The following is a 24,077-nucleotide window of genomic DNA, read 5'->3' on the forward strand; positions in this document are numbered from 1 at the left end:
GGGGTGCCCGCTCTCAGTTGAAGTCCACCGCCGAGTAGCCCGCGAGCTTCTCCAGCCGGTGGTACGAGTCGATCACACGTATGGTGCCCGACTTCGACCGCATGACGATCGACTGGGTGTACGCCCCGTTGTCCCGGTAGCGCACGCCCCGCAGCAGGTCGCCGCCGGTGACCCCGGTGGCCACGAAGAACACGTTCTCGCCGGTGACCAGGTCCTCGGTGGTCAGCACCCGGCTCAGGTCGTGCCCGGCCGCCAGCGCCTTCTCCCGTTCGGCCTCGTCGCGGGGCCACAGCCGCCCCTGCATCGCGCCGCCGATGCACTTGAGCGCGCAGGCGGCGGTGATGCCCTCCGGCGTGCCGCCGATGCCCATCAGCACGTCGACGTCGGACTGCTCGCGGGCGGCGGCGATGGCTCCGGCGATGTCGCCGTCGGAGATGAAGTTGATCCGGGCGCCGCTCTCGCGGACCTCGCGGATCAGGTCGGCGTGGCGGGGGCGGTCCAGGATGCAGACCGTCAGGTCCGATACGCGGACCCGCTTGGCCTTGGCGATCCGGACCAGGTTCTCGGTCCAGCCGAGCGTGATGTCGATGACGTCGGCCGCCTCCGGCCCGACGACCAGCTTCTCCATGTAGAAGACGGCGCTGGGGTCGAACATCGCGCCGCGCTCGGCGACGGCGAGCACGGCCAGCGCGTTCGGCATGCCCTTGCTCATCAGGGTGGTGCCGTCGATCGGGTCGACCGCCACGTCGACCTCGGGTCCGGTGCCGTCGCCGACCTGCTCGCCGTTGAACAGCATCGGGGCGTTGTCCTTCTCGCCCTCACCGATCACCACGACGCCGCGCATGGGCAGCGAGTTGATCAGTTTGCGCATGGCGTCCACGGCGGCCCCGTCGCCGCCCTCCTTGTCGCCGCGGCCGACCCAGCGGCCGGCGGCCATGGCGGCGGCCTCGGTCACGCGTACGAGATCGAGGGCCAGGTTGCGGTCGAGATCCTGGGGATTACGGGTGGTCATCGTGCTGCTCCTCACCGTTGAAGCGCCTGCTCGCATCCTGTCATGCCGAACCCTGAACGTACGTTCGGGTTGTTACGAAGGCGCCCTCGTGGCGGTGTGACCTGTGACATCGGCGAAGATGGTGAGGTGAGCAACGCACCGGTCGAGACCGAGCCCGCCCAGGTCCCCGCCTCCAGCGGCCGTACGCCCAAGGACATGGCGCTGTCCCTGGGTGTGCTGCTCGTGCCGGTGCTGCTGCTGGTCCTGGGCTACCGCCTGTTCTACGGCTGGAACGACGCGGTGACCGTCGACCCGACCTCGGCGATCGAGAGCGCGGGCCGCGCCAGCATGGCGCCGCTGCCCGGCGCGGTCGCGCCCGACGGCTGGCAGACGGTCACGGCCAAGTGGTCCGACGGCAAGCTGCGCATCGGCTACCTGGACCGGGACAGCCACGGCGCCCGCCTGGTGCAGTCGCGTACGCCCGCGGCGGAGCTGATCCGGGCCGAGCTGGGCGACAAGGCCCAGCCCGGCGCGCAGACGTCGGTCGGCGGGGTCGGCTGGCAGCGCTACCACTCGCCCGACGGCGAGGACGCCCTGCTGCGCACCTCGGGCGACACCTCGATCCTGCTGATCGGCCGCGACGCCGACCTGACCGCACTGGCGGGCGCGGTCTCGCACTGACGCCGGTCAGGCGTCCCGGTAGCGGGCGGCGGTCTCGGCCAGCGTCTCGTCCAGCGGCGTGGGCGCCAGCCCGAAGGTGCGCTCGGTCAGCGACGAGTCCATCGTGAACGGCGCCTCGAACTGGTAGTAGGTCGTCCGCAGCTCCTTGACGATGGGCGAGAACAGCCCCATGGTCCACAGCACCGGGTACGGGATGCGCGAGATCTTCGGGGCCGGGGCGCCGATCAGCTCGCCGGCCAGCGCCGCCGCGCGGCGGACCGAGACCGCGGGCGGGGTGGGCACCAGCCAGGCGCGGCCCCAGGCGCGCTCGTCCCCGGCGATCGTGACCAGGGTGCGGGCCACGTCCCGGATGGAAGTCCAGCTGTGCGGGGCGTCCGGGTCGCCCCACACGAAGGCGCGCCGTCCCTTGACCGTAGGGGCCAGCACGTAGTCGCCGAGGGTGCTGTTGGCCTGGAAGCCGATGTAGTCGCTGGCCCGCGCCTCGGTGGCGCGGATGCGCCCGGCCTGGTGCAGGGCCAGCGCGTCCTCCCACATCCGGGCGCGCAGCCGCAGCTTCGGGTGGGTGGCCGCGAGCGGGGTGTGCTCGTCGATCGGGGCGGTGACGGGGCCGTAGCCGTACAGGTTGCCGGCCGTGGCCAGGACCGCACCGCTGCTCTCGGCGGCGCGCAGCAGCGCGTCGGCCAGCGGCGGCCAGTCGGTCAGCCAGCGGTGGTAGAGCGGGTTGGCGCAGTTGTAGAGCGCGGCCGCGCCCGCGGCCAGCTCGGACAGGCGGGCGGCGTCGGTGGCGTCGGCGGCGACGAGTTCGATGCCGGGGTCGGCCGGGCCGGTGCCGCGCCGGGTGATCACCCGGACGCGCTCGCCGCGGTCCGCGAGCAGGCGGGCGGTGGTGGAACCGACCGGGCCCGCACCGACGATGACGTGCATGTCTCTCTCCCAGATCTCTGCCTTGTTTCGAGAGCACCGCTCTCTGTTGAGACCATTGAACACATCACCCGGCCGTCGCGTCAAGAGCACTGCTCTCTGAACGTTGCTATGCTCTGTCAGCATGACGGCAAAGAACCTGCGCGCCCGCGTACGCGACGAGCTGACCAGCGAGATCAAGGCGATCGCCCGCCGCCAGCTGGCCACCGACGGCGCCGACCTGTCCCTGCGCGCCATCGCCCGCGAGCTGGGCATGGTCTCCTCGGCCGTCTACCGCTACTTCCCCAGCCGCGACGACCTGCTCACCGCCCTGATCATCGACTGCTACGACGAACTGGGCGAAGCCGCCGAGCAGGCCGTCGCCAGAGCACAGGGCAGCCTCATGGACCGCTGGCTGGCCATCGGCCACGCCGTACGCGACTGGGCGCTGGCCCACCCAGCCGACTACGCCCTCATCTACGGCTCGCCGGTGCCCGGCTACCACGCCCCCACCGACACCGTCGGCCCCGCCTCCCGGGTCACCGTCCAGATGCTCGGCCTGCTCGTGCAGGGGGTCGCCACCGGCGCGATCCCGGCCGACCCCGGCAGCCCCGAGGTGCCGCCCAGGCTGGCCGCCGAGCTGGACCGCTTCGCCGAGCAGGTACCCGGAGTGTCGCGGCGGCTGCTCGCCCGGGGCCTGACCGCCTGGGTGCAGCTGTTCGGCGCGGTCAACTTCGAACTCTTCGGCCGCCTGCAGAATCTGATCGACGACAGCCGCCGCGAGCTGTACGACCTCCAGCTGCGGGTGATGGGCGAGTACCTCGGATTCCAGTGACCCCCGCCGCATTGCCCGCCACGCACCGGCACGACACACTGTCCGGGTGATCGTCGTCGCCGGAGAACATGTCGTGGATCTCGTCCCCGCCGGGGACGGGTTGCTGCGTGCCGCGCTCGGTGGCGGCCCCGCCAACACCGCCATCGCGGCGGCACGGCTGGGCGCCCCCGTCGCCATGGCCGCCCGCCTGGGCCGCGACTCGTTCGGCACCGCGTTCCGCAACCGGCTCACCTCGGCGGGCGTCGACACCCGCTACGTGGTCGGCACCGCGCAGCCGTCCGCGCTGGCACTGGCTTCGGTCGGCGACGACGGCGAGGCGCTGTACGACTTCTGGCTCGCCGGTGCCGCCGACTTCGGCTGGCGCGACCGCGAGCTGCCCGACCTGCCCGACGGCAGCACGATCCACATCGGCTCGCTGGCAGCGTTCCTGCCGCCCGGCGCGGACGCGCTGGAGCGCTGGGCGCTGCGCCACCACGACCGCTGCACCATCGCGTTCGACCCGAACGTACGCAGCGTCGCGCTGGCCCGGCCCGACTCGCTGGTGCGGCTGGAGCGCCTGGTCGAGCTCTCCCATCTGGTACGGGCCAGCGAAGGCGACCTGGCCCACGCGTACCCGCACGTGCCGCCGAGCGAGACCGCGCACCGCTGGCTGGCCAGCGGCCCGAAGCTGATCGTGCTCACGCACGGCGACGCGGGCGCCACCGCGATGACGGCCGACCACGAGGTCACCGTCGCCGCCCCGGCGATCTCGATGGTCGACACCATCGGCGCGGGCGACACCGCGATGGGCGCGCTGCTGGCCTGGCTGCACGAGGCCGGCCGCCTGCGCGACCAGCTCGCCCGGGAACTGGCCCCGGAGACGCTGCGCCTGATGCTGCGCCACCTGTGCGACGCGGCCGCCCTCACCTGCACCCGCCCCGGCGCCGACCCGCCCACCCTGGACGAACTCCGCGCCTTCCAGCTGGTGTAGACCCCGCCCCGACACGGGCCGACGGCCCTGCCCCTGCCTCGACGCGGCCCGCTCAGCACCGGCACGACCCGCTTGACATCGACGCTGGCCTATCTAGGACACAGATTTCACGAAATCGGCTTCTAGATAGGCCAGCGTCAATAACAGGTGGGGTGGGGCGGGGCGGGGCGGATCTCCGCCGTAGGGCGCCTGTTTGAGCAGGTGGATGCAGGGCGGGAGGAGAGACGGCCGTCAGACCACGTCCTCGGAGGAGTGGCCGGGGAACAGGTGGGCGCTGGGGTCGATGACGATGGCGGCGTTGTTGACGGCGGTGGCGGCCTCGCCGAAGCCGGTGGCGATGAGACGGACCTTGCCCGGGTACTCGACGATGTCGCCGGCGGCGAAGACGCGGGGCAGGTTCGTGGCCATGGTGGAGTCGACGAGGATGTTTCGTTTCCGCAGATCCAGGCCCCACTCGGCGAGCGGGCCGAGGTCGGCGGTGAAGCCCAGCGCAGCCACCACCACATCGGCCGGAATGATCTCGGTGCCGTTGAGTTCGGCCGACTCGACCCGGTCGGTGCCGATCAGCCGGGTGACCTGGCTGTTGACCACGATGCGGACCGGTAGCGCGCTGACCTTGGCCACCGTGGCCGCGTGCGCGCGGAACTTGTCGCGCCGGTGCACCAGCGTGACGCTGGCCGCGATCTCGGCCAGGGCCAGTGCCCAGTCGAAGGCCGAGTCTCCCCCGCCGACGATCACCACGTGCTTGCCGGCGAGCACCGCCGGGTCGGGCACGAAGAAGATCACGCCGGTGCCGGCGAAGTCCGCGGCGGCCGGCAGCGGGCGCGGCGTGAACGAGCCGAGGCCGCCGGTGATCAGCACCGCGCCGCAGCGCGCGGTGGTGCCGTCGCCGAGGCCGAGCACCGGCCGGTCGTCGGCGTAGGCGAGGGTCGCGGCCTGCACCCCCAGCCGGTACGCGGGATCGAACGCCCCCGCCTGCGCGACCAGGTTCGCGATCAGCTCGCGCCCGCGCACCTGCGGGAACCCGGCCACGTCGAAGATCATCTTCTCCGGGTACATCGCCGTCACCTGGCCGCCCGCCTCGGGCAGGGCGTCGACGATCAAGGTGCTCAGGCCGCGGAACCCGGCGTAGTACGCCGCGAACAGGCCGGTCGGGCCCGCTCCGATGATCGCCAGATCGACATCTGCCGTGCTGCGCTCCGTCATGGGGTGAACCTAGCCGCGCGCGGGCTGCTCCTCAATGGCCGCCCGGATATCGGCGGCGAACCGCGAGACCTGTGTGTAGACGCCCGGGTAGGCGGCCCGGCCGCAGCCGACGCCCCAGCTCACGATGCCGACCTGCACCCAGCGGCCGCCGTCGCGGCGCAGCAGCGGCCCGCCCGAGTCGCCCTGGCACGCGTCCCTGCCGCCGTTGCGCAGGTCCCCGGCGCAGATCATGTCGGAGGCCACGAACGGGTAGCCCTTGCTGCGGAACACGTTCCCGCAGGTGCCGTCGCCGACGTACGGGACCTGCACCTGGCGCAGGCGGCGCTGCTGGATGAGCGCGCCTTCGCGGGTGGCGCCCCAGCCGACGACGGTCAGTGCGCCGCCGTCCAGCGCGGTGCCGGTGGGCAGGGCGACCACGGGCAGGTCGACCGAATGGGCGAGCCGGATGACCGCCCAGTCGTCGCCGCGGGTCACGTCCGTGAAGCCGGGCGCGCGGCGTACCCGCTCGCTGCGCACCTGCTCGGCCCGGCCCGAGCCGAGGTCGGCCGAGCCGATGGTCGCGACGTACGACGAGGTGGTGCCGGTGCGGCTGGCGCAGTGCGCGGCGGTGAGCACGTACCTGGAGCTGACCAGGGTGCCGGCGCAGCCGTTGTTGAGCCGTACCACGAAGGGGAACTCGGTGGCGCCCGCGAGCGTCCCGCCGACGATCTCGGGCCGGGGCGGCTCGTCCGGGCGTGCCTGCGCGGCCGACCCGAGCCCTGCCAGCCCGACCACCACGCCCAAGACCAGCGTCAACGCTCGCATAGCCACCCTCCGCCAGCCGCATCCGGCCGTCCGATTTCACCCGATATTAGGTGGTGGCGTGCGGAGTGGCGGTCGGACTTGCCGGGCCGACCGGCTAATACCAGCCCTGATCCTCGGAGTGCTGCCAGGCCTTGCAGGGGTTCTGGTAGCGCCGCTGGATGTAGTCGAGGCCCCACTTGATCTGGGTGACCGGGTTGGTCCGCCAGTCGTCGCCGAACTTGGCCATCTTGTCCCCGGGCACCGCCTGCGGAATGCCGTACGCCCCGGAGCTCTTGTTCTCCGACGTGATGGTCCAGCGGGACTCCCTGGTCCACAGCTTGTCCAGGCACGGCATCTGGTCCAGGCCGAAGCCCTCCGACAGCAGCACGGCGCAGCCGATGGCCCGGTTGCCGCTGTAGGCGCCGCAGCTCGACGGGATCGGGCCGTAGTTCTGGGTGCGCCCGGCCCCGCGGCGGCTGGCCTCGTTCTCGGCCGCGGCGGCGCGGGCGGCGGCCAGCGCCGCCTCGGCGCGGGCCCGGGCCTCGGCCAGCGCCTGCAGCGCCCGCTCGTCGGCGGTGGAGGCGAGCCAGTCCTCGATGTGGTCCTTGAGCATCTGCTGCTCGGCGGCGTCGGCGGCGTCGAGCCGACCGGCGTTGGCCGCCCCGGTCTGCCCGTCGTGGAACCGGTCCACGTACAGGCCGCCGGCCACCCCGCCGAGCAGGGTCAGCAGGGCGATGGCGCGTAGGACGATGCTGCCGCGCGGGGTGGCACGACGACGGCGGGCACGGCGGGGCCGAGACACTCCGGAATTCCTTTCGGAGGTGCCCGCTTGCCGCGTCCAGGTGCCAGGGGTGTCGGGGGTGGACGGGGCCGGGCATCGAGGGGTTCCGGCCCAGCCTTACCCAGCGGACCGGGATCTGTCGCCCCCGTCTGGGCGACTGTGACCCCGGTCACGCCGCAAAACGTACCTTATCCGGGCGCGGTCACTCCTCCAGAAGGTCGGTGACCACTTCGGCGATGGCGGAACGCTCCGAACGGGTCAGCGTGACGTGGGCGAAGAGCGGATGCCCCTTGAGCGTCTCGATCACCGCCGTAACGCCGTCGTGCTTGCCGACCCGCAGGTTGTCCCGCTGCGCCACGTCGTGGGTGAGCACCACCCGCGACCCGGCGCCGATCCGCGACAGCACCGTGAGCAGCACGCCCCGCTCCAGCGACTGCGCCTCGTCGACGATCACGAACGCGTCGTGCAGGCTGCGGCCGCGGATGTGGGTCAGCGGCAGCACCTCGAGCATGCCCCGGTGCAGCACCTCGTCGCGTACGTTGTCGTGCACCAGCGCGCCCAGGGTGTCGAAGACGGCCTGCGCCCACGGCGACATCTTCTCGGCCTCGGTGCCGGGCAGGTAGCCCAGCTCCTGCCCGCCCACGGCGTACAGCGGCCGGAAGACGATCACCTTCTTGTGCTTGCCGCGCTCCATCACCTGCTCCAGGCCCGCGCACAGGGCCAGCGCGGACTTGCCCGTGCCGGCCCGGCCGCCCAGCGACACGATGCCGATGCTGTCGTCCAGCAGCAGGTCCAGCGCTATGCGCTGCTCGGCCGAGCGGCCGCGCAGCCCGAACGCCTCGCGGTCGCCGCGGACCAGTTTCACGGTCTTGTCGGTGTGCACCCGGCCCAGCGCGGAGCCGCGCCCGGCGTGCAGCACCAGTCCGGTGTGGACGGGCAGGCCGGAGGCCTCGTCCAGGTCGATGCCCTCACCGGCGTAGAGGGCGGTCATCTGCGCGTCCGTGAGCTCCGCCTCGGCCAGCCCCGACCACGTCGGGTCCACGGCCTGGTCGTGGCGGTACTCGTCGGCCTGCAGCCCGACCGCGGCGGCCTTGACCCGCAGCGGCATGTCCTTGCTGACCAGGGTGACCAGCTCGCCCGCCTGCGCCAGCCCCAGCGCGACGGACAGGATCCGCGCGTCGTTGCTGTCGTTGCGACCGAAATCTCGGTCCGCCGAGTGGCGGAGCGCGCTGGGCAGCAGCCGCGGGTCGGAGTGGTTGAGCTCCACCCGCAGCGTCCCGCCGATCTCGTTGACCGGCAGTGGCACGTCCAACCTTCCGTGGCGCACCCGCAGGTCGTCCAGCAACCGCAGGGACTGGCGGGCGAACCAGCCGAGTTCCGGATGATGCCGCTTGCCCTCGAGTTCGGAGATGACCACGAGTGGAAGCACGACGTTGTGCTCGGCGAAGCGACGGATCGCGGCAGGGTCGGCCAGCAGCACGGAGGTGTCGAGTACGTAGGTGCGTATCGGGACATCGACCATGACTCACGCTAACCGCAGAAACGCTGTTTGGCCAGCATGTTGGCGCTGATCAGCCACTTACGACCACCGATGCGAGCACATCTCGCGTCCCGCACCGGTGGTAGCAGGCAGTATTCGTGTCAGTACCAGTTGTTGTCCTGGAAGTGGTTCCACGCCCCGGCGGGCGTGGAGTACCGGTTCTTGATGTAGTCCAGCCCCCACTTGATCTGGGTGGCCGGGTTGGTCTTCCAGTCGTCGCCGAACTTGGCCATCTTGCTGCCGGGCAGCGCCTGCGGGATGCCGTACGCGCCGGAGCCCTTGTTCTCAGCCCGCGCGTTCCAGCCGCTCTCGTGGTTCCACAGCTTCACCAGCGGCGACATCTGGCTGTACCCGAAGCCGAAGCTCGGCAGCAGCTTGCACGCGGTCAACTGGTTGCCCGTGTACGCCTTGCACGACGACGGCGTGGCCGAGGTCGGCTTCGGCGACGCGGGCCTGGCGGTCGGCTTCGGAGTGGTACGCCTGACCGTCGGCGTCAGCTTGGGCTTGACGGTCTGGGCCGCCGAGGGCGTGCTCTGCAGGGTTCGCGGCGACGGCGTCGCGGTGGGCGTGGGGCTCGCGCTCGGGGTGGGCGTCGCGGTGCGCTCGAAGTCGCGGCTGTACTGCTGCGCCGAGGCGTCCCGGGAGGCCAGGTCCACCGCGGTCGGCTCGTCGGCGGCGGCCAGCCGGTAGCCGCCGAAGCCGAGCAGCGCGGCGCACAGCACGCCGATGGCGATCTTTCGCGAGTGGACACCAGCCGGCCGGGAGCGGCGGTGTCGGGCGAACGGGGTACGGGGTGTCGACACGAGTCGGTCCCTTCGTCGGGGGTTCCGCGCCCAAGCGAGGGGGAGGGCGCCGGGAGCAGCGAGTTCGCCCGGGGAGGCGAATGCGCTGGTCGCAGACCTTGCCGAAGGGATAACCGAACTGACAAGCTCACTACGGTGATCGTGAAACTCGTCACATTCTCAACAGGAGTGCAGCTAGCGCGAGGGCATCAATCGGACAGCAACAATCTGTTATCCACCCGTGACAGTGACCCGCGCGATCGCGGCGGCGTCTGGACTGAGGAGCGTGACCGGGCCGAAGGCCCGGCAGCGACGAGGGAAGACGCCGCCTTGAGGCGATCACGCCGCAGCCGCCGAGGCGGCTGCCAGAAACTAAGTTCCGAAGCGCCTCTGGCGGCCGGCGTAGGCGCGCAGGGCGCGCAGGAAGTCGACATGGCGGAAGTCGGGCCAGTTGAGCTCGCAGAAGTAGAACTCCGAGTGCGCCGACTGCCACAGCAGGAAGCCGGACAGCCGCTGCTCGCCGCTGGTCCGGATGATCAGGTCGGGGTCGGGCTGGCCGCGGGTGTAGAGGTGCTCGGCGATGTGCTCCACGTCGATCAGCTCGGCCACCTCCTCGATGGTGGCCCCCGCCTTGGCGTGCTCCTGCAGCAGCGAGCGCACCGCGTCGGCGATCTCCCGGCGCCCGGTGTAGCCGACCGCGATGTTGACGAACGCCCCGCCCTCGCGGCCGCCGGTGCGGTTCTCGGCCGCCTTCAGCGCCGCCGCCGTCTCGGCGGGCAGCAGGTCCAGCGCGCCGACCATGCGCAGCTGCCAGGGGTTGCCGTCCTCGGCCAGCTCGGTGACCAGGTCCACGATGATCTGCAGCAGCGGGTCCAGCTCGGCGGCGGGCCGGCGCAGGTTGTCGGTGGCCAGCAGGTACAGCGTGACGTGGGCGATGTCGGCCTCGTCGCACCAGCGCAGCAGTTCCTTGATCCGCGCGGCGCCGACCCGGTGGCCGTCGTTGGGGTCGACGTAGCCCATGTCGCGCGCCCAGCGGCGATTGCCGTCGCACATGACGCCCACGTGGCGGGGGCGGGGCTTGCCCGCCAGCAGGGACGTCAGGCGGCGTTCGTACACCGAGTAGACGAGATCGCGCAGTTTCATCCAGGGCAGCCTAACGCCGCCGAAGCTGGTCAGCGCGGCTGCCAGGCATCGGGGGCCGTGGTCAGCTCGCGGACGGCCTCGGGCAGCTGGCCGGTGACCGCCTGGGCCAGGGTGACCTCGTCCACCACGCTGCGCACGGCCGAGCGGACGGCGACCCAGACCAGCGGCAGGTGCAGCGCGGTCCCGGTGTAGCTGGTCTGCTCGGGCCGGTGCCCGCGTACGCCCGCGAGCGGGCCGTCGACGGCGCGCAGCACCATGCCGATGGTGACCTCGGTGGGCGGCACGCTCAGGCAGTAGCCGCCGTCGGCACCGCGCACGGCGTGGATGACGCCGCTGCGGCGCAGGTCGGCCAGGACCGCCTCCAGGAACTTGCGGGGCAGGCCCTGGGCGTCGGCGAGGGCCTGGGCCGAGATGGTGTTGGGGTACGCGTTGGCCAGCTCAAGGGTCGCCCTGACCGCGTAATCGCCTCGCGCCGAGATCTGCACGCTCCCATCATGCCCGCAGGCCCGCCGACGGTGTCAGCGGGCCTGCGAGATGTGAACGGATGTTGCGGAAATATGAACGGACTACTCGGTGACGCCCAGGCGCGCCTTCAGCGCGTCCAGCTCCGCCCAGAGCACGCCGGGCAGCTTGTCGCCGAACTTCTCGAACCACTCGGTGATCTGCGGGAGCTCCTGCCGCCACTCCTCGGCGCGGACCTCCAGGGCCAGCTCGACGTCGGCGACAGGCTGCTCCAGCCCGACCAGGTCCAGGTCCTGCGCGCGCGGCACGAAGCCGACCGGGGTCTCGACCGCGCCGGCCTCGCCCTCCAGCCGGTCCACGACCCACTTGAGCACGCGCGAGTTCTCGCCGAACCCGGGCCACAGGAACCGGCCGTCGTCGCCGCGGCGGAACCAGTTGACGTAGAAGATGCCGGGCAGCTTGTCGGCGTTGCCGTCGGCGCCCTTGCCCATCGCGATCCAGTGCCGGAAGTAGTCGCCGGCGTGGTAGCCGATGAACGGCAGCATCGCCATCGGGTCGCGCCGGACCACGCCGACCTGGCCGACCGCGGCGGCGGTGGTCTCGCTGGACAGGGTCGCGCCCTGGAACACGCCGTGCACCCAGTCGCGGGCCTGGCTGACCAGCGGGATCGTGGTCTTGCGGCGGCCGCCGAACAGGATCGCCGAGATCGGCACGCCCTTGGGGTCGTCGTACTCCGGGGCGAGGATCGGGCACTGGGTGATCGGCGTGCAGAACCGCGAGTTCGGGTGGCTGGAGACCTGCTCGGAGTCCGGGGTCCAGTCGTTGCCGTGCCAGTCCGTCAGGTGGGCCGGGGGCTGCCCCATGCCCTCCCACCAGATGTCGCCGTCGTCGGTGCGGGCGACGTTGGTGAACAGCGAGTTGCCCGAGGCGAGCGTACGCATCGCGTTGGGGTTGGTCTTCCAGTCCGTGCCCGGGGCGACGCCGAACAGGCCGTACTCCGGGTTGACCGCGTAGAGGCGGCCGTCGTCGCCGAAGCGCATCCAGGCGATGTCGTCGCCCAGGGTCTCGACCTTCCAGCCCGGGATGGTCGGCTCCAGCATGGCCAGGTTGGTCTTGCCGCACGCCGACGGGAACGCCGCCGCGATGTAGTGCACCTTGCCGGCCGGGTTGGTCAGCTTGAGGATCAGCATGTGCTCGGCGAGCCAGCCCTCGTCGCGCCCCATCACGCTGGCGATGCGCAGCGAGTAGCACTTCTTGCCCAGCAGCGAGTTGCCGCCGTAGCCCGAACCGAACGACCAGATCTCGCGGGTCTCCGGGAAGTGCGAGATGTACTTGGTGGTCGAGCACGGCCACGGCACGTCGGCCTGGCCCGGCTCCAGCGGGGCGCCGACCGAGTGCAGCGCCGGGACGAAGTCGGCGTCGGAGCCCATGGCCGCCAGCACCTTGCTGCCCATCCGGGTCATGATCCGCATGCTGGCGACCACGTACGCCGAGTCGGTGAGCTCGACGCCGAACATCGGGTTCTCCGCGGTCAGCGGACCCATGCAGAACGGGATGACGTACATGGTCCGGCCGCGCATGCAGCCGCGGTACAGCTCGGTCATAAGCTGCTTCATCTCGGCCGGGGCCATCCAGTTGTTGGTCGGGCCGGCGTCGGCCTCGTCGACCGAGCAGATGAAGGTGCGCTCCTCGACCCGCGCTACGTCGGACGGGTCGGTGCGGGCCCAGAACGAGTTCGGACGCTTCACCGGGTCGAGCGGCGTCAGGCTGCCCCCGGCGACGAGCTCGCCGGTGAGCCGCGCCCACTCGGCCTCGGAACCGTCGACCCACACGACGCGGTCGGGGGTGGTGAGTTCGGCGACCTGGCGCACCCAGGCGATGAGCTTCGCGTGCTCGGTCGGATGCTGGTCTAGCCCTGCGATGACTGCCGGCGCGGTCATGGGTGTTCTCCTCGTGGTCGTCTTTGACCGACGGATACGACAGAGCAACGGCCGCTGGCCGTCTGTCGTCCGGGATGTGGGCTCAGCGTAAGCCCGGTCAGGGGCCAAAAGCCCGCTCCGGCTTGTGAATAACTGCACAAGCCTCGGTGCGACTGCACTCTCACGCACGGTTCTTCGGTGAACCGCGCACGTTTCCGCAAATCCTTTCCTCCGTCACATCTGTCACGCTCGCCCCTCCCGGCCGGGCGACCGCTGAAAATCACACGGCGCATACCCGTCACCAGACGCTCCCGAACCTGGTTAACCGACTTCACCACGGTTTTGGCATATTCCGCAAATCGGGTGATTGGTCTAACGTCCGTAACAGCCGGTAGAAACTCGGACATTCCCCCCGGAGGCGGCTGTGACCACTGCGTACGACCCTGCCCTGGATCGGCTCGATCCGCACACCGACCACCACCTGATCGCCCTGGTACGAGGCGGTGACACCGGCGCCTACGGCCTGCTCTACCGGCGCCACTACGACAGCGCCCGACGCCTGGCCCGGGTGCTGTCCACCGACACCGCCGAGACGGACGACCTCATCGCCGAGACGTTCGCCAAGGTGCTGGCCGCCCTGCGCGAGGGCGGCGGCCCGGACAGCGCGTTCCGCGCCTACCTGCTCACCACCATGCGGCACACCCGCTACGACCGGGCCCGCCGCGAGCGCCGGCTGGAGCTCACCGACGACCTCACCCGGTACGAGACCGCGCAGCCGACCGACGATCCGACCATCTCCCGCCTGGAGACGTCGTACGCGGCGCGCGCCTTCGCCAGGCTGCCCGAGCGGTGGCGCGCCGTGCTGTGGCACACCGAGGTCGAGGGCGAGAGCCCGGCCCAGGTGGCACCGATCATGGGGCTGACCCCGAACGGGGTGGCGGCGCTGGCCTACCGGGCCCGCGAACGCCTGCGCCAGATGTACCTGCAGGAGCACATCGCCACCACCGGCAACCCGCGCTGCCACTGGACCGGCTCGCACCTGGCCGGGTACGTGCGGGCCGCGCTGGCCCGCCGCGACCGGGCCAAGGTCGACGAGCACCTCACCGGCTGCGCCGAGTGCCGCCGCCTGCACCGCGAGCTGGCAGAGGAGAACGGCGGCCTCCGGGGGGTGTTAGCGCCCGTGCTGCTCGGCGCCGCGGCGGCGGGCTACCTGTCCGGCGCCGCCCGCCCCGCCCGCATCCCGATGCGGGGCCGACTCGCCGCCTGGCTGCACGACCGGCGCACCGCCCTGCGGACCGAGGTCGCCGCCGCGCTCACCGCACTGGCCGCCGCCTGGTGGTGGCTGGCCGGGCTGCCCCGGCGCCTGGTCGCCCGGTTCGGGGCGGGCGGGGTGGTCGCGGGCGCGGGGGTGGCGCTCGCGGCGCTGGCCGGAGTGCTGGTGTTCGCATTGATGACGGCGACGCCGGTGCCGGTGCGGCGGCCTCAGGCCATACCCGTGCCCGCTCCGGCCGGGCCCGCGTCGCCCGGCGGCGCGCCGACTGCCGCGCCCGCCCCGACGGCCGCGTCCTCCGCGACCGCCCGCAGCCAGGCCCCGCGCCCCTCGCCCGCCCGCACCGCGCCGCCGGGCGCCCCCGAACCCGTGGCCCCCGCACCCGCAGTGCCGCCCGCGCAGGCCGACCCGGCCGCCGCGGACCTGACCGCGGGCGGCAAGGGCACCCTGCCGATCCCGGTCCGGGCCCCCGGCCCGCCCGAGCGGACCACCAGCCAGACCGCCCCGGCGCCAGACACCGTCACACCAGAGGCCGCGGGACCGGACGCCGTGGGACCGGACACCGTCGCGGACACCCTGGCGCCGGGCACGGGCACTCCGGTGGCCAAGGCACGCGGACCCGTCCCGGCCGTGCCGGTCGGCCTGGCCGCGGATGCGGTACGGCTGGAGGTCACGCTCCCGGCCGGCGTGCACCTGATCGGCGCCGACGGCGGCGACGGCTGGCGCTGCGAGACCACCACCGGGGGCGCCGCCTGCGCCCATGCCGCCCTGCGCCCGGGGCAGCTGTCCACGGTGCGGCTGCCGGTCGAGGTGGACAAGACCGTCAGCGGGTTCCAGCCGGTGGCCACCTCGGTCGAGTTCGGCGGACGACGCCGCGCCGCCGCCTTCCGGGTGCCGGTGGCCCCCGCGGGCATGCGCGCCGGGTACGCCGCCAGCGGCCGGGTCGACGTGGCGCTGGCGGGCAACACGCTGCTGTCGTGCAGCCCGCGCCCGCAGTGCTTCCAGTCCGACGACAACAACCTGCTGCCGATGCTGCCGCTGCTGCCCGGCGTCGCCGAGCCGCAGGCGCCCGACGGGCTGTTCGACAAGGGCGGCCCGAAAGGCCCGGACGGGCGGATCAGCGTCCTGGCCGGGCCGAAGGCGGCCGCCGGAGCCCGGCTGATCCTGCCCCGGGGCGCCGAGGTGCGCTGGGCGGGCCTGGTCCTGGCCACCTCGTCCGACCGGTTCCCGCAGACCGTCGGCCTGCACGGGCCCAGCGGCCGGTGGCACCCCGTCGAGGTCCGGTACGGGCACGGCCAGACCAGCCCCTCGCTCACCCAGGGCTTCGCCGACGTCACCGGCCTGGTCCGTACCGGCGGCGACTGGTGGCTGGCCGCCCCCGCCGACGAGCTGCCGCACGGCAGCGGCCAGTACGCGGGCTGGAGCCTGGCCGTGGTCTACGCCCGCGACGGCGCCCCGCGCGCCGAGGCCGCCGTCTACCTGGGGCCGCGTACCGGCCACGGCGACGACGACGCCACCGTGGCCCTCGGTCCGGGCGGGCAGGTCAAGATCGGCCTGGCCCTGTGGGACGGCGACCTCAACATGGCCGGCGACTCCCTTTACATCGGGGACAGCCAGGTGGGCGTCGCGGGCAACCTCGCCGGCGGGCGCAACAGCAGCGCCGCGGCGCTGGCCTGCCGGGCCGACCCGGGCCGGTGCACCTGGCGTACGCCGGGGGTGGACGTGCTCTGGCTGGGGGCGCCGGCCGCGCCGGGCAGCACCGCCCGGCTGCGTACCGGCCGGGATCCGCTGGAGGTCGGACTGCTCGCGGTCGTCACCGAGGCCGCGCAGACCGGCGACCACGGCGCCGCCGACCGGTAAGCTCGGCACGTGACCCCTGAACCCGCCGCCGGACTCCTCCCCCGGCTCCTCGGCCGCTTCCAGCACCTGCTGCGGGAGCTGGGCAAGTTCGGCGTAGTCGGCGGACTGGCCTTCCTGGTCGACCTGGCGGTGTTCAACCTGCTGCTGGGGCCCATGGGCTGGCTGGCCGCGACCGTCACCTCGATGACGATCGCGGCCACCGCGGCGTTCCTGGGCAACCGCTACTGGACCTGGCGCGACCGGGAGAGCTCCAGCCTCACCCGCGAGTACGCCCTGTACTTCTTCTTCAACGCGGTCGGCCTCGGCATCACCCTGGCGGTGCTGTGGTTCAGCCACGACGTCCTCGGCGGCGCGTGGCCGGAGGTCTTCCAGACCCGCCTGGCCGACAACGTCGCGAAGTCGCTCATCGGCAACGCGTTCGCGACCGTGTTCCGCTTCTGGGCCTACCGGCGGTTCGTGTTCAACGGCCCCCGGGTGGAGCTGCCCCAGCCTGCCGCGGCGCAGGCTTCCGCAAGGTGAGATGGCACGCATCCGGGGTTGCGGAACATGTCGTGGCGATTCTTCTCGCGTAAAGTGACCGAGTGCACCTTGACCAGATGATGTGGGACCGTCTGCTGCCGGCCCGACTGCGCAGACTCGGCCCGGAGGCCCTCAAGTTCGCCATCGTCGGCGCCGGAAACACGCTGGTCAATTTCCTGGTCCTCAACGGGCTGGTGCTCACGGTCTTCCCGAACGGCGAGCTCAAGGCCAAGGTCGTCGCGACCGTCGTCGCGATGATCACCTCGTACCTGATGAACCGGCACTGGACCTACAAGGACCGGCCCAAGGACGGGGTCACCCGCGAGTTCGTCATGTTCGTCATCTTCAACGTCGCGGGCCTGGCCATCGAACTGGCCATCATGGGCGCCACCAAGTACGCGCTCGGCCTGACCAGCCTGCTCGCCCTCAACGTGGCGGCCTTCTTCGGCCTGGTCCTGGGCACCGTGTTCCGCTTCTTCACCTACCGCGTGTTCGTCTTCGCCCCCGCCAACACGGTCGCGGTCGGGCCCGCCGGCGCCGACGTCGACCTGGGCCCGGCGCACCTGCACGTCGCCGACGTCGAGGAGCTGCTCGACGCCGAGGCCATCGCCGCCACCGCGGCGGGGGTGCCGGTGCCCGCCCAGGTGCACCGCGACGACTTCACCCGCCTCACCGCCTCGCTCGAGGCGGAGTTCGCGGCCGAGGCCGAGCGGCTGGCCGCCCTGGACGCGGAACTCAGCGACGCGCAGCTCTCCGACGAGCTCACGCAGGCCAAGCCGCGCCCAGAGCGGTGACCCGCCGGACCTACTTCTCCTCGGCCTCGGCCTCGGCGCGCGTCGCCTGGGCCGGGGCCGAACTCTTGGCAGCGCGCTCGTTGTCGTTGAACGAGTACGCGTCCCGGTCCGCCTCGACCAGCTCGTACAGCGTGGTCTGGACCTTCTCCACGTGCGGGATGTCGTTCAGGACCGACTGACCGCGCTCGCCCGCCGACTCGATGGTCAGCGTGCCGCAGCCCAGCAGCCGCTCGATGAACTTCTGGTTCATCGAGTGGTCGTTGACCCGCGACAGCGGGATGTCACGCCGGTCGCGCGAGAACACGCCGGTCTGCAGCAGCACCCGCTCGTTGGTCAGCACGTAGTGCGTCGTACGCCAGACCAGCCAGGGCCAGAACGACAGCCACGCCACCGCCACCACGGCCAGGCCCGCGATGATGTAGATCAGCACCTCGTTGTCCAGCAGGACCAGCGCGCTGATCACCGCCGCCACTGCCAGCACCAGCACCGTGACCGGCCGGATCATGGCCTTCCAGTGCGGGTGCAGGTCGAGCACCACATGTTCGCCGTCGGTCAGCACGTCCTCGGGGAACGCCATCTTCCTTGCCTCCTATGTCGCGGGCTGTCAGTTCCTGCGCGATTGCCCGCGAGCAGGTTAGTGCCGCCCCACCACCATCCGGAATCGGCTCTATTGTCGGCGCCTGCCTCCGCGGGCACGGCGGACCCGCTCGCAGGCGGTGTCTTCCCTCGTCGCTGCCGGGCCTTTGGCCCGGTCACGCTCCTCAGTCCAGACACCGCCGCGGGCCCGCGTGGGGGTGCTGGGCTGCGCGAGTGTCGGTGATATGACCGGAGGCGGGTGAGCGGGCCCAGGGTCCCGGGGTGAGCGTCGCCAGGTCCCCGGGTGGGTGGGCGCTGGGTCCCGGGATGAGCGTGGCCAGGTCCCGGGATGAGTGTGGTCAGCCGGGGCGGAGGGTGAGGTGTGATCGCCCAGGCACGGGGCGGGTGGTCGCCCGGTCCTGCGGGTGAGTGGTCGCCCGGCCCTGCGGGTGAGTGGTCGCCCGGTCCTGCGGGTGAGTGGTCGCCCGGCCCTGGGGTGGGTGTGATCGGCGGGCGCGGGGTTGAAGTGATCGGCGGGGTGCGGGGTGCGTGTGATCGGCGGTTTGGGTCGGTTGGCGGGGTGAGGGGCCAGGTTGTGACCGCAGGCGCCGATCAGCACGGGTCGTGCCGCCAGAGATCAGCGTTTTAGGACGGCACAGGGGGCAACCCTGCGCACCCGCCTATGCGGCAGACACCCCGACAACATGATCACCCTCGTTTCCTCAGCCATGATCGCCACTTGCGGTCGCTCGACCGGCTCAGGTGTGCAGGAATCGACCGCGCATGCCGATCATCAACGATGCCGCGGTGTGGTGATCGGGGGTCGGGGACGACGGGCGACGACCACTCGCACTCACCTACGCAGCCAACGTCCCGAGAACGCGATCAACCACCCCGCGCCCAGCCATGATCGCCATTTGCGGTCATTCGCCCGGCTCTACGAAGAGGAAATGACCACCGATGCCGATCAAGCCGATGTTGTGGGCTTCGAGATCGGAGTTTGGGACGGAACCGTGGGGCTGACGTCGCCCATCAGGCCGAAGGCGGCGATCTTGGCCGAGGTGCCCGTCCGTGGAGGTGGCCGTCAGCGAAAGTCGGCGTCAGCCGAAGTCGCCGTCAGCCGAGGTGGCTGTAAGCGCAGGTGGGTGTCAGCGCAGGTGGGTGTCAGCGGAGGTGGGTGTCAGCGGAGGTGGAGGATGTCGCCTGCGGCGATGGGGCGCGGGGTGCCGTCGGGGGCGGCGATGATGAGGCGGCCGTCGGTGTCGACGGTGGTGGCGGTGCCGGTGAGCGCCGAACCGTCCGGGAGGGATACCGACACCTCGCGGCCGACCGTGGCGCACAGCCGCACATAGCTCTCGCGTACGCCACTGGCCTCGGGATCGCCACCCGCGGCGTGCCACTGGCGGTAGCGGTCGTGCAGGCGGTGCAGCAGTGCGACGGCCAGCTCGGTACGGTCCACCGAGCGCGCCCCGGCCAGCTGGAGCGAGGTCGCGGGCAGGCCCGACGGGGTCATGGGCAGTTCGTCCTCGGCAAGGCTGACGTTGACTCCGATGCCGATCACGACAGCGCCGGGCTGGGGCACCTCGGCCAGCAGGCCCGCGCATTTGCGCCCGTCGAGCAGCAGGTCGTTGGGCCATTTGAGTCCCGCCTCAAGCCCCGCCACCGCGCGTACGGCCTCGGCCAGGGCGACTCCGGCCAGCAGCGGCAGCCAGCCCCAGCGGGCCACGTCCACGGTCGGCCGCAGCAGCACGCTGAGGGCCAGCCCGGCCCTCGGCGGTGACTGCCAGGCACGCCCCAGGCGTCCCCGCCCCGCGGTCTGCGACTCGGCCAGTACGACCAGCCCTTCGCGCTCGCCTTCGCAGGCCGCTGCCACGTCGGTGTTGGTGGAGCCGGTCTCGGCCACGATCCGTGGCCGCCAGAACGGGCCGGTCTGGTCCCGCAGCCGGACGTCGTCGAGTGGCGGGCGGGCGTCGTCGGTCACGGGCACACGCTAGCCCGCATGCCGGGCCCGGACGGGGGCAGTGTCACCGTCGGTGAACGGGCCGAGCCAGTCGGGGAGCACGATGTCGGTCTGGCCGGCGTCGGTGGCGATGCGGCGGGGACGCTGCAGGGCCTCCATCCGGTGGTGGCGGCGTACCGGTTCACCCGCGGCCGCGCTCGCGCCGCCGCCGGGGACCGCGACCAGGCCGGGTCCGAAGCCGGCGGGTACGGCCACGGTGGGTCCGGTGGCCAGCCCGTCGCCGACGGTACGGTCCGCCAGCGGTACGGCCGCTCGCCGACGCGGCGCCGGACGGGGCACGCTTCCGTTGCTCCCGGCACTTGCCCGGTCCTGCCGGATCGGGTGCACCGAGCCGCCGACGCCGTCGGCGGGCGGGGCGAAAGCGGGGGCGGCGGCAGCGCTCTCCGACGATACGGCGGAAGCCGAGACGGCGGCGCTGCTCCTGGACGACCTGGCCGAAGCTGTGACGGAATCGCCGCCGACAAGCGGTGCGCCCGAAGCCGAGGCGGAATCGCGGCCGACGAGCCGTGCGGCGGAAACCGCGGCGGGATCGCTGCCGACGAGCCGTGCGGCCGAAGGCGAGGCGGGACCGACGACGAGCCCGGCGGCGGAAGGCGAGGCGGGGCCGCTGCCGACGGGTGGTGCGGCAGAGGTCGGAGCCGCGGTCGGAGCTGTCGGGTGGTTGGTGCGTGGACGGTGTGCGAAGCGGGAGTCGGTGTTGATCCCCGGCACGCCGGTGCCGACCGTCAGGGGTGGGACGCGGTCGGCGGGGTTCGGGACGGTGGTCGTGAGCCGGGGCGCCCCGGCGTGGGCGGGTACGGCGGCGCGTTCGGTCCGCCGGGGTGCGGCGGGAGTCGTGGCCGACACCGCGCCGCGCCCGGCGGGACGGGGTCGGCGCGAGCCTGGCGCGGTCCGGCCGCCGGCTCCGGGCCGGGTCGGGTTCGGCGGAGCCGAGACCGGTCGGCGTCTGCGCGTCGCGCGGGGGCGTGGTTCGCCCTGCCACGGCCGCACCACGGCGAGCACGGTGAAGCCGCCCACCAGCAGCGCTACCCCGAAGACCATCGTCACATCAGTCCTAACGACCACCCCAAACCAGACGAAACGACCACACCCCGTACCAAGATCGACTCGTTGTTGATCCGTGCACGTGTGGCGCAGATGACTGAACGAGAGTTCAGGGGTTCGTTAGCATCACGGGCGTGACGACTACGGTGCCGAAGGACAGCAGCCAGGTGAGCCGGACGACGGCGGGCAAGCTCGCCGACTTCGACCGCAGGGTCGAGGAGGCCGTGCACGCGGGCTCCGCGCGGGCGGTGGAGAAGCAGCACGCCCGGGGCAAGAAGACCGCGCGCGAGCGGATCGAGCTGCTGCTCGACGAGGGTTCGTTCGTCGAGCTGGACGAGCTGGCCCGGCACCGGTCGACCAACTTCGGCCAGGACCGCAACCGGCCGTACGGCGACGGCGTGGTCACCGGCTACGGCACCGTCGACGGCCGCCCGGTGTGCGTGTTCGCGCAGGATTTCACGATCTTCGGCGGCTCGCTGGGCGAGGTCTTCGGCCAGAAGATCGTGAAGGTGATGGACCTGGCCATGAAGACCGGCTGCCCGGTCATCGGCATCAACGACTCCGGCGGCGCCCGCATCCAGGAGGGCGTGGTCTCCCTCGGCCTGTACGGCGAGATCTTCTTCCGCAACGTGCGCGCCTCCGGCGTGATCCCGCAGATCTCGCTGGTCATGGGCCCGTGCGCGGGCGGGGCGGTCTACTCCCCCGCCGTCACCGACTTCACCGTGATGGTCGACCAGACCTCGCACATGTTCATCACCGGCCCCGACGTGATCAAGACCGTCACCGGCGAGGACGTGGGCATGGAGGAGCTGGGCGGGGCGCGTACGCACAACACCAAGAGCGGCAACGCGCACTACCTGGCCACCGACGAGGCCGACGCGATCGAGTACGTCAAGGCGCTGCTGTCGTACCTGCCGAGCAACAACCTCGACCAGGCGCCGGCCTACCCGGCCGTGGCCGACCTGGCCGTCTCCGACGTCGACGCGGGGCTGGACACGCTGATCCCGGACTCGGCCAACCAGCCGTACGACATGCACGCCGTGCTGGAGTCGATCCTCGACGACGGCGAGTTCCTAGAGGTCCAGCCGCTGTACGCGCAGAACATCCTGACCGGCTTCGGCCGGGTCGAGGGCAAGCCGGTGGGCGTGGTCGCCAACCAGCCGATGCACTTCGCGGGCTGCCTGGACATCGCCGCCTCGGAGAAGGCGGCCCGGTTCGTGCGCACCTGCGACGCGTTCAACATCCCGGTGCTGACCTTCGTGGACGTGCCCGGCTTCCTGCCCGGCACCAGCCAGGAGTGGGACGGCATCATCCGCCGCGGCGCCAAGCTCATCTACGCGTACGCGGAGGCCACCGTCCCGAAGATCACGGTGATCACCCGCAAGGCCTACGGCGGCGCGTACGACGTCATGGGCTCCAAGCACCTGGGCGCCGACCTGAACTTCGCCTGGCCGACCGCGCAGATCGCGGTGATGGGCGCGCAGGGCGCGGTGAACATCCTCTACCGTGCGGAGCTGGCCGCCGCCGACGACCCGGTGTCCCGCCGCGCCGAACTCATCGACGAGTACGAGGACACCCTGTGCAACCCGTACGTCGCCGCCGAGCGGGGCTATGTCGACGCGGTCATCCGCCCGTCCGCCACCAGGGCACACATCGTCCGGGGGCTGCGCACGCTGGCCGCCAAGCGGGAGACCCTGCCGCCGAAGAAGCACGGCAACATCCCCCTGTAGCGGCATCCATCAATCATCAGCGGTGAGTGACGCCCATGTGGCACAACGTTCACGTGCACCCTCCAGTGTGGAACGATGGCGGGATGAACCTGCCGCGGCGCCATACCGTGCTGGTCGACGTGGGCTACCTCTACGCGGCCTCGGGCGAACTGGTGCTGGGCACCTCCAACCGCTCGGAGTTCAAGGTGGACGCCGAGCCGCTCATTCACGCCCTCATCCAGCTGGCCGCCAAGCACCTGGGCGAGGACCTGCTGCGGGTGTACTGGTTCGACGCCGCCCGGGACCGGGTGCCCACCATCGACCAGCGGGTCATCGCGCAGATGGGCCAGGTCAAGCTGCGGCTGGGCAACCTGAACATGCGCGGGCAGCAGAAGGGCGTGGACGCGCAGATCCGCAGCGACCTGGAGACGCTGGCCCGGCACAAGGCGGTCACCGACGCGGTGCTGGTCGCCGGGGACGAGGACATGCTCTCGGCGATCGAGGCGGCGCAGAGCTACGGGGTGCGGGTGCACCTGTGGGGCGTCGAGCCGCCGTACGGCACCAACCAGGCCGAGCGGCTGCTCTGGGAGAGCGACACGGTGTTCACGCTGGACGCCGACACGGTCCGCCCCTACTTCACGCCCACCGGCCGCACCCGTACCCCCACGCCCGCCGAGGTGTTCTCGGGCCGCCCGGCGATCGCGCTGCCGGCCGCGCAGGTGTCGGCGGTGCCCGAGCCGCGGCCCGCCCCGGTCCGCCCGGTCGCCGCGCCGCTGCCCGAGCGCACCGAGATCGTGGACATCGGCGAGTTCGTGGCGCAGAAGTGGATCCTCGCCCGGGGGCGGGACAACATCGGCGACCTGCTGCCGGGGCCGAAACTGCCGACCGTCATCGACAAGGAGCTGCTGGTCGAGGCGGAGAAGGAGCTGGGCATCTCGCTGCGGCAGTACGAGAAGGCCCGGCTGTGGGTCCGCGACGGGTTCTGGTCGCGGGTGTATCGGGAGTTCGGCATGAGCCGGCCCCACGGGGAGGGAGAGCAGAGATGAGCGAGCAGAGCGGCCCGATCCGGATCGAGCGCGGGGTGCCGACGGCGGAGGAGGTGGCGGCCCTGGTCGCCGTACTGTCGGCGCGGCCGGTGGTGGCACCGGCCACATCGGAGCCGGTGTCGGCGTGGTGGCGCAGCGGCCTTCCGGCCGTGACCAGGCCGGGCGCGGGCGCGTGGCGGCGCTCGGGACTGCCCGCCTGACGGTGTGCATCCTTGCCCGATTTCGGTAGTCTGCAAGCGCTGGAAT

General features: G+C 72.0%; 22 protein-coding genes. 9 read left to right on the forward strand and 13 right to left on the reverse strand.

Features of this window, described 5'->3' with window-relative positions; translation table 11 throughout:
• Window positions 1-13 precede the first annotated feature (13 nt).
• Window positions 14-1,012: a class II fructose-bisphosphatase gene (gene glpX, locus QEZ54_RS02855; protein ID WP_281302840.1), complete on the reverse strand. Its 999-nt coding sequence runs from the start codon at window positions 1,010-1,012 to the stop codon at window positions 14-16.
• A gap of 126 nt (window positions 1,013-1,138) precedes the next feature.
• Between glpX and QEZ54_RS02860 the strand changes: the two genes are divergently transcribed.
• Window positions 1,139-1,672: a DUF4245 family protein gene (locus tag QEZ54_RS02860; protein ID WP_281302841.1), complete on the forward strand. Its 534-nt coding sequence runs from the start codon at window positions 1,139-1,141 to the stop codon at window positions 1,670-1,672.
• Window positions 1,673-1,678: 6 nt separating this feature from the next.
• Here the strand turns inward: QEZ54_RS02860 and QEZ54_RS02865 are convergent, their stop codons facing one another.
• Window positions 1,679-2,596 (reverse strand): NAD-dependent epimerase/dehydratase family protein, encoded by a 918-nt coding sequence (locus tag QEZ54_RS02865; protein ID WP_281302842.1) that lies wholly within the window; start codon window positions 2,594-2,596, stop codon window positions 1,679-1,681.
• 121 nt (window positions 2,597-2,717) lie between these two features.
• On the opposite strand from QEZ54_RS02865, the gene QEZ54_RS02870 reads away from it, so the two are divergent.
• Both QEZ54_RS02870 and QEZ54_RS02875 read left to right on the forward strand, forming a co-directional pair.
• Window positions 2,718-3,407, forward strand: coding sequence for a TetR/AcrR family transcriptional regulator (locus QEZ54_RS02870; RefSeq protein WP_281302843.1), 690 nt, complete (start codon window positions 2,718-2,720; stop codon window positions 3,405-3,407).
• A 46-nt stretch (window positions 3,408-3,453) separates the two neighbouring features.
• Window positions 3,454-4,377, forward strand: coding sequence for a carbohydrate kinase (locus QEZ54_RS02875; protein ID WP_281302844.1), 924 nt, complete (start codon window positions 3,454-3,456; stop codon window positions 4,375-4,377).
• A 231-nt stretch (window positions 4,378-4,608) separates the two neighbouring features.
• Here the strand turns inward: QEZ54_RS02875 and QEZ54_RS02880 are convergent, their stop codons facing one another.
• The 8 genes from QEZ54_RS02880 to QEZ54_RS02915 form a co-directional block, all read right to left on the reverse strand.
• Window positions 4,609-5,583: an NAD(P)/FAD-dependent oxidoreductase gene (locus tag QEZ54_RS02880; RefSeq protein WP_281302845.1), complete on the reverse strand. Its 975-nt coding sequence runs from the start codon at window positions 5,581-5,583 to the stop codon at window positions 4,609-4,611.
• Between the two features lie 9 nt (window positions 5,584-5,592).
• Window positions 5,593-6,387 carry a serine protease gene (locus QEZ54_RS02885; RefSeq protein ID WP_281302846.1) on the reverse strand — a complete coding sequence of 265 codons (795 nt, stop codon included), beginning with the start codon at window positions 6,385-6,387 and terminating at the stop codon, window positions 5,593-5,595.
• Window positions 6,388-6,481: 94 nt separating this feature from the next.
• On the reverse strand, window positions 6,482-7,168 hold the full coding sequence (locus QEZ54_RS02890; RefSeq protein WP_281302847.1) for a lytic transglycosylase domain-containing protein: 687 nt from the start codon (window positions 7,166-7,168) through the stop codon (window positions 6,482-6,484).
• A gap of 181 nt (window positions 7,169-7,349) precedes the next feature.
• Window positions 7,350-8,669, reverse strand: coding sequence for a PhoH family protein (locus tag QEZ54_RS02895; protein WP_281302848.1), 1,320 nt, complete (start codon window positions 8,667-8,669; stop codon window positions 7,350-7,352).
• 119 nt (window positions 8,670-8,788) lie between these two features.
• Window positions 8,789-9,490 (reverse strand): transglycosylase SLT domain-containing protein, encoded by a 702-nt coding sequence (locus QEZ54_RS02900; protein ID WP_281302849.1) that lies wholly within the window; start codon window positions 9,488-9,490, stop codon window positions 8,789-8,791.
• A 351-nt stretch (window positions 9,491-9,841) separates the two neighbouring features.
• Window positions 9,842-10,612, reverse strand: coding sequence for an isoprenyl transferase (locus tag QEZ54_RS02905; protein ID WP_212833790.1), 771 nt, complete (start codon window positions 10,610-10,612; stop codon window positions 9,842-9,844).
• Window positions 10,613-10,641: 29 nt separating this feature from the next.
• The gene (locus tag QEZ54_RS02910; RefSeq protein ID WP_281302850.1) at window positions 10,642-11,097 is read right to left on the reverse strand and encodes an Rrf2 family transcriptional regulator; all 456 of its coding nucleotides are present in this window, start codon (window positions 11,095-11,097) and stop codon (window positions 10,642-10,644) included.
• Between the two features lie 81 nt (window positions 11,098-11,178).
• Window positions 11,179-13,014 (reverse strand): phosphoenolpyruvate carboxykinase (GTP), encoded by a 1,836-nt coding sequence (locus QEZ54_RS02915; protein WP_281302851.1) that lies wholly within the window; start codon window positions 13,012-13,014, stop codon window positions 11,179-11,181.
• A gap of 403 nt (window positions 13,015-13,417) precedes the next feature.
• On the opposite strand from QEZ54_RS02915, the gene QEZ54_RS02920 reads away from it, so the two are divergent.
• From QEZ54_RS02920 to QEZ54_RS02930, 3 genes are all read left to right on the forward strand, one after another.
• Window positions 13,418-16,123: a sigma-70 family RNA polymerase sigma factor gene (locus QEZ54_RS02920; protein ID WP_281302852.1), complete on the forward strand. Its 2,706-nt coding sequence runs from the start codon at window positions 13,418-13,420 to the stop codon at window positions 16,121-16,123.
• Window positions 16,124-16,132: 9 nt separating this feature from the next.
• Window positions 16,133-16,642 carry a GtrA family protein gene (locus QEZ54_RS02925; RefSeq protein ID WP_281302853.1) on the forward strand — a complete coding sequence of 170 codons (510 nt, stop codon included), beginning with the start codon at window positions 16,133-16,135 and terminating at the stop codon, window positions 16,640-16,642.
• Between the two features lie 77 nt (window positions 16,643-16,719).
• Entirely contained in the window at window positions 16,720-17,436 is a 717-nt protein-coding gene (locus QEZ54_RS02930; protein WP_281303036.1) for a GtrA family protein, read from the forward strand.
• Window positions 17,437-17,446: 10 nt separating this feature from the next.
• Here the strand turns inward: QEZ54_RS02930 and QEZ54_RS02935 are convergent, their stop codons facing one another.
• The 3 genes from QEZ54_RS02935 to QEZ54_RS02945 form a co-directional block, all read right to left on the reverse strand.
• Window positions 17,447-18,013: a PH domain-containing protein gene (locus QEZ54_RS02935; protein ID WP_281302854.1), complete on the reverse strand. Its 567-nt coding sequence runs from the start codon at window positions 18,011-18,013 to the stop codon at window positions 17,447-17,449.
• A gap of 1,179 nt (window positions 18,014-19,192) precedes the next feature.
• The gene (locus QEZ54_RS02940; protein WP_281302855.1) at window positions 19,193-19,999 is read right to left on the reverse strand and encodes a biotin--[acetyl-CoA-carboxylase] ligase; all 807 of its coding nucleotides are present in this window, start codon (window positions 19,997-19,999) and stop codon (window positions 19,193-19,195) included.
• 3 nt (window positions 20,000-20,002) lie between these two features.
• The gene (locus QEZ54_RS02945) at window positions 20,003-20,311 is read right to left on the reverse strand and encodes a hypothetical protein (RefSeq protein WP_281302856.1); all 309 of its coding nucleotides are present in this window, start codon (window positions 20,309-20,311) and stop codon (window positions 20,003-20,005) included.
• Between the two features lie 911 nt (window positions 20,312-21,222).
• Here QEZ54_RS02945 and QEZ54_RS02950 point away from each other — a divergent pair.
• The 3 genes from QEZ54_RS02950 (at window position 21,223) to QEZ54_RS02960 (ending at window position 24,031) form a co-directional block, all read left to right on the forward strand.
• Complete coding sequence (locus QEZ54_RS02950; protein WP_281303037.1) at window positions 21,223-22,806, forward strand: acyl-CoA carboxylase subunit beta; 1,584 nt, start codon at window positions 21,223-21,225, stop codon at window positions 22,804-22,806.
• Window positions 22,807-22,889: 83 nt separating this feature from the next.
• Window positions 22,890-23,831, forward strand: coding sequence for an NYN domain-containing protein (locus QEZ54_RS02955; RefSeq protein WP_281302857.1), 942 nt, complete (start codon window positions 22,890-22,892; stop codon window positions 23,829-23,831).
• Window positions 23,828-24,031 carry an acyl-CoA carboxylase subunit epsilon gene (locus QEZ54_RS02960; protein WP_281302858.1) on the forward strand — a complete coding sequence of 68 codons (204 nt, stop codon included), beginning with the start codon at window positions 23,828-23,830 and terminating at the stop codon, window positions 24,029-24,031. The genes QEZ54_RS02955 and QEZ54_RS02960 overlap by 4 nt, the downstream gene beginning before the upstream one ends.
• Window positions 24,032-24,077: the final 46 nt, after the last annotated feature.

The organism is Catellatospora sp. KI3, from assembly GCF_029948125.1.
Taxonomy (GTDB): Bacteria; Actinomycetota; Actinomycetes; order Mycobacteriales; family Micromonosporaceae; genus Catellatospora.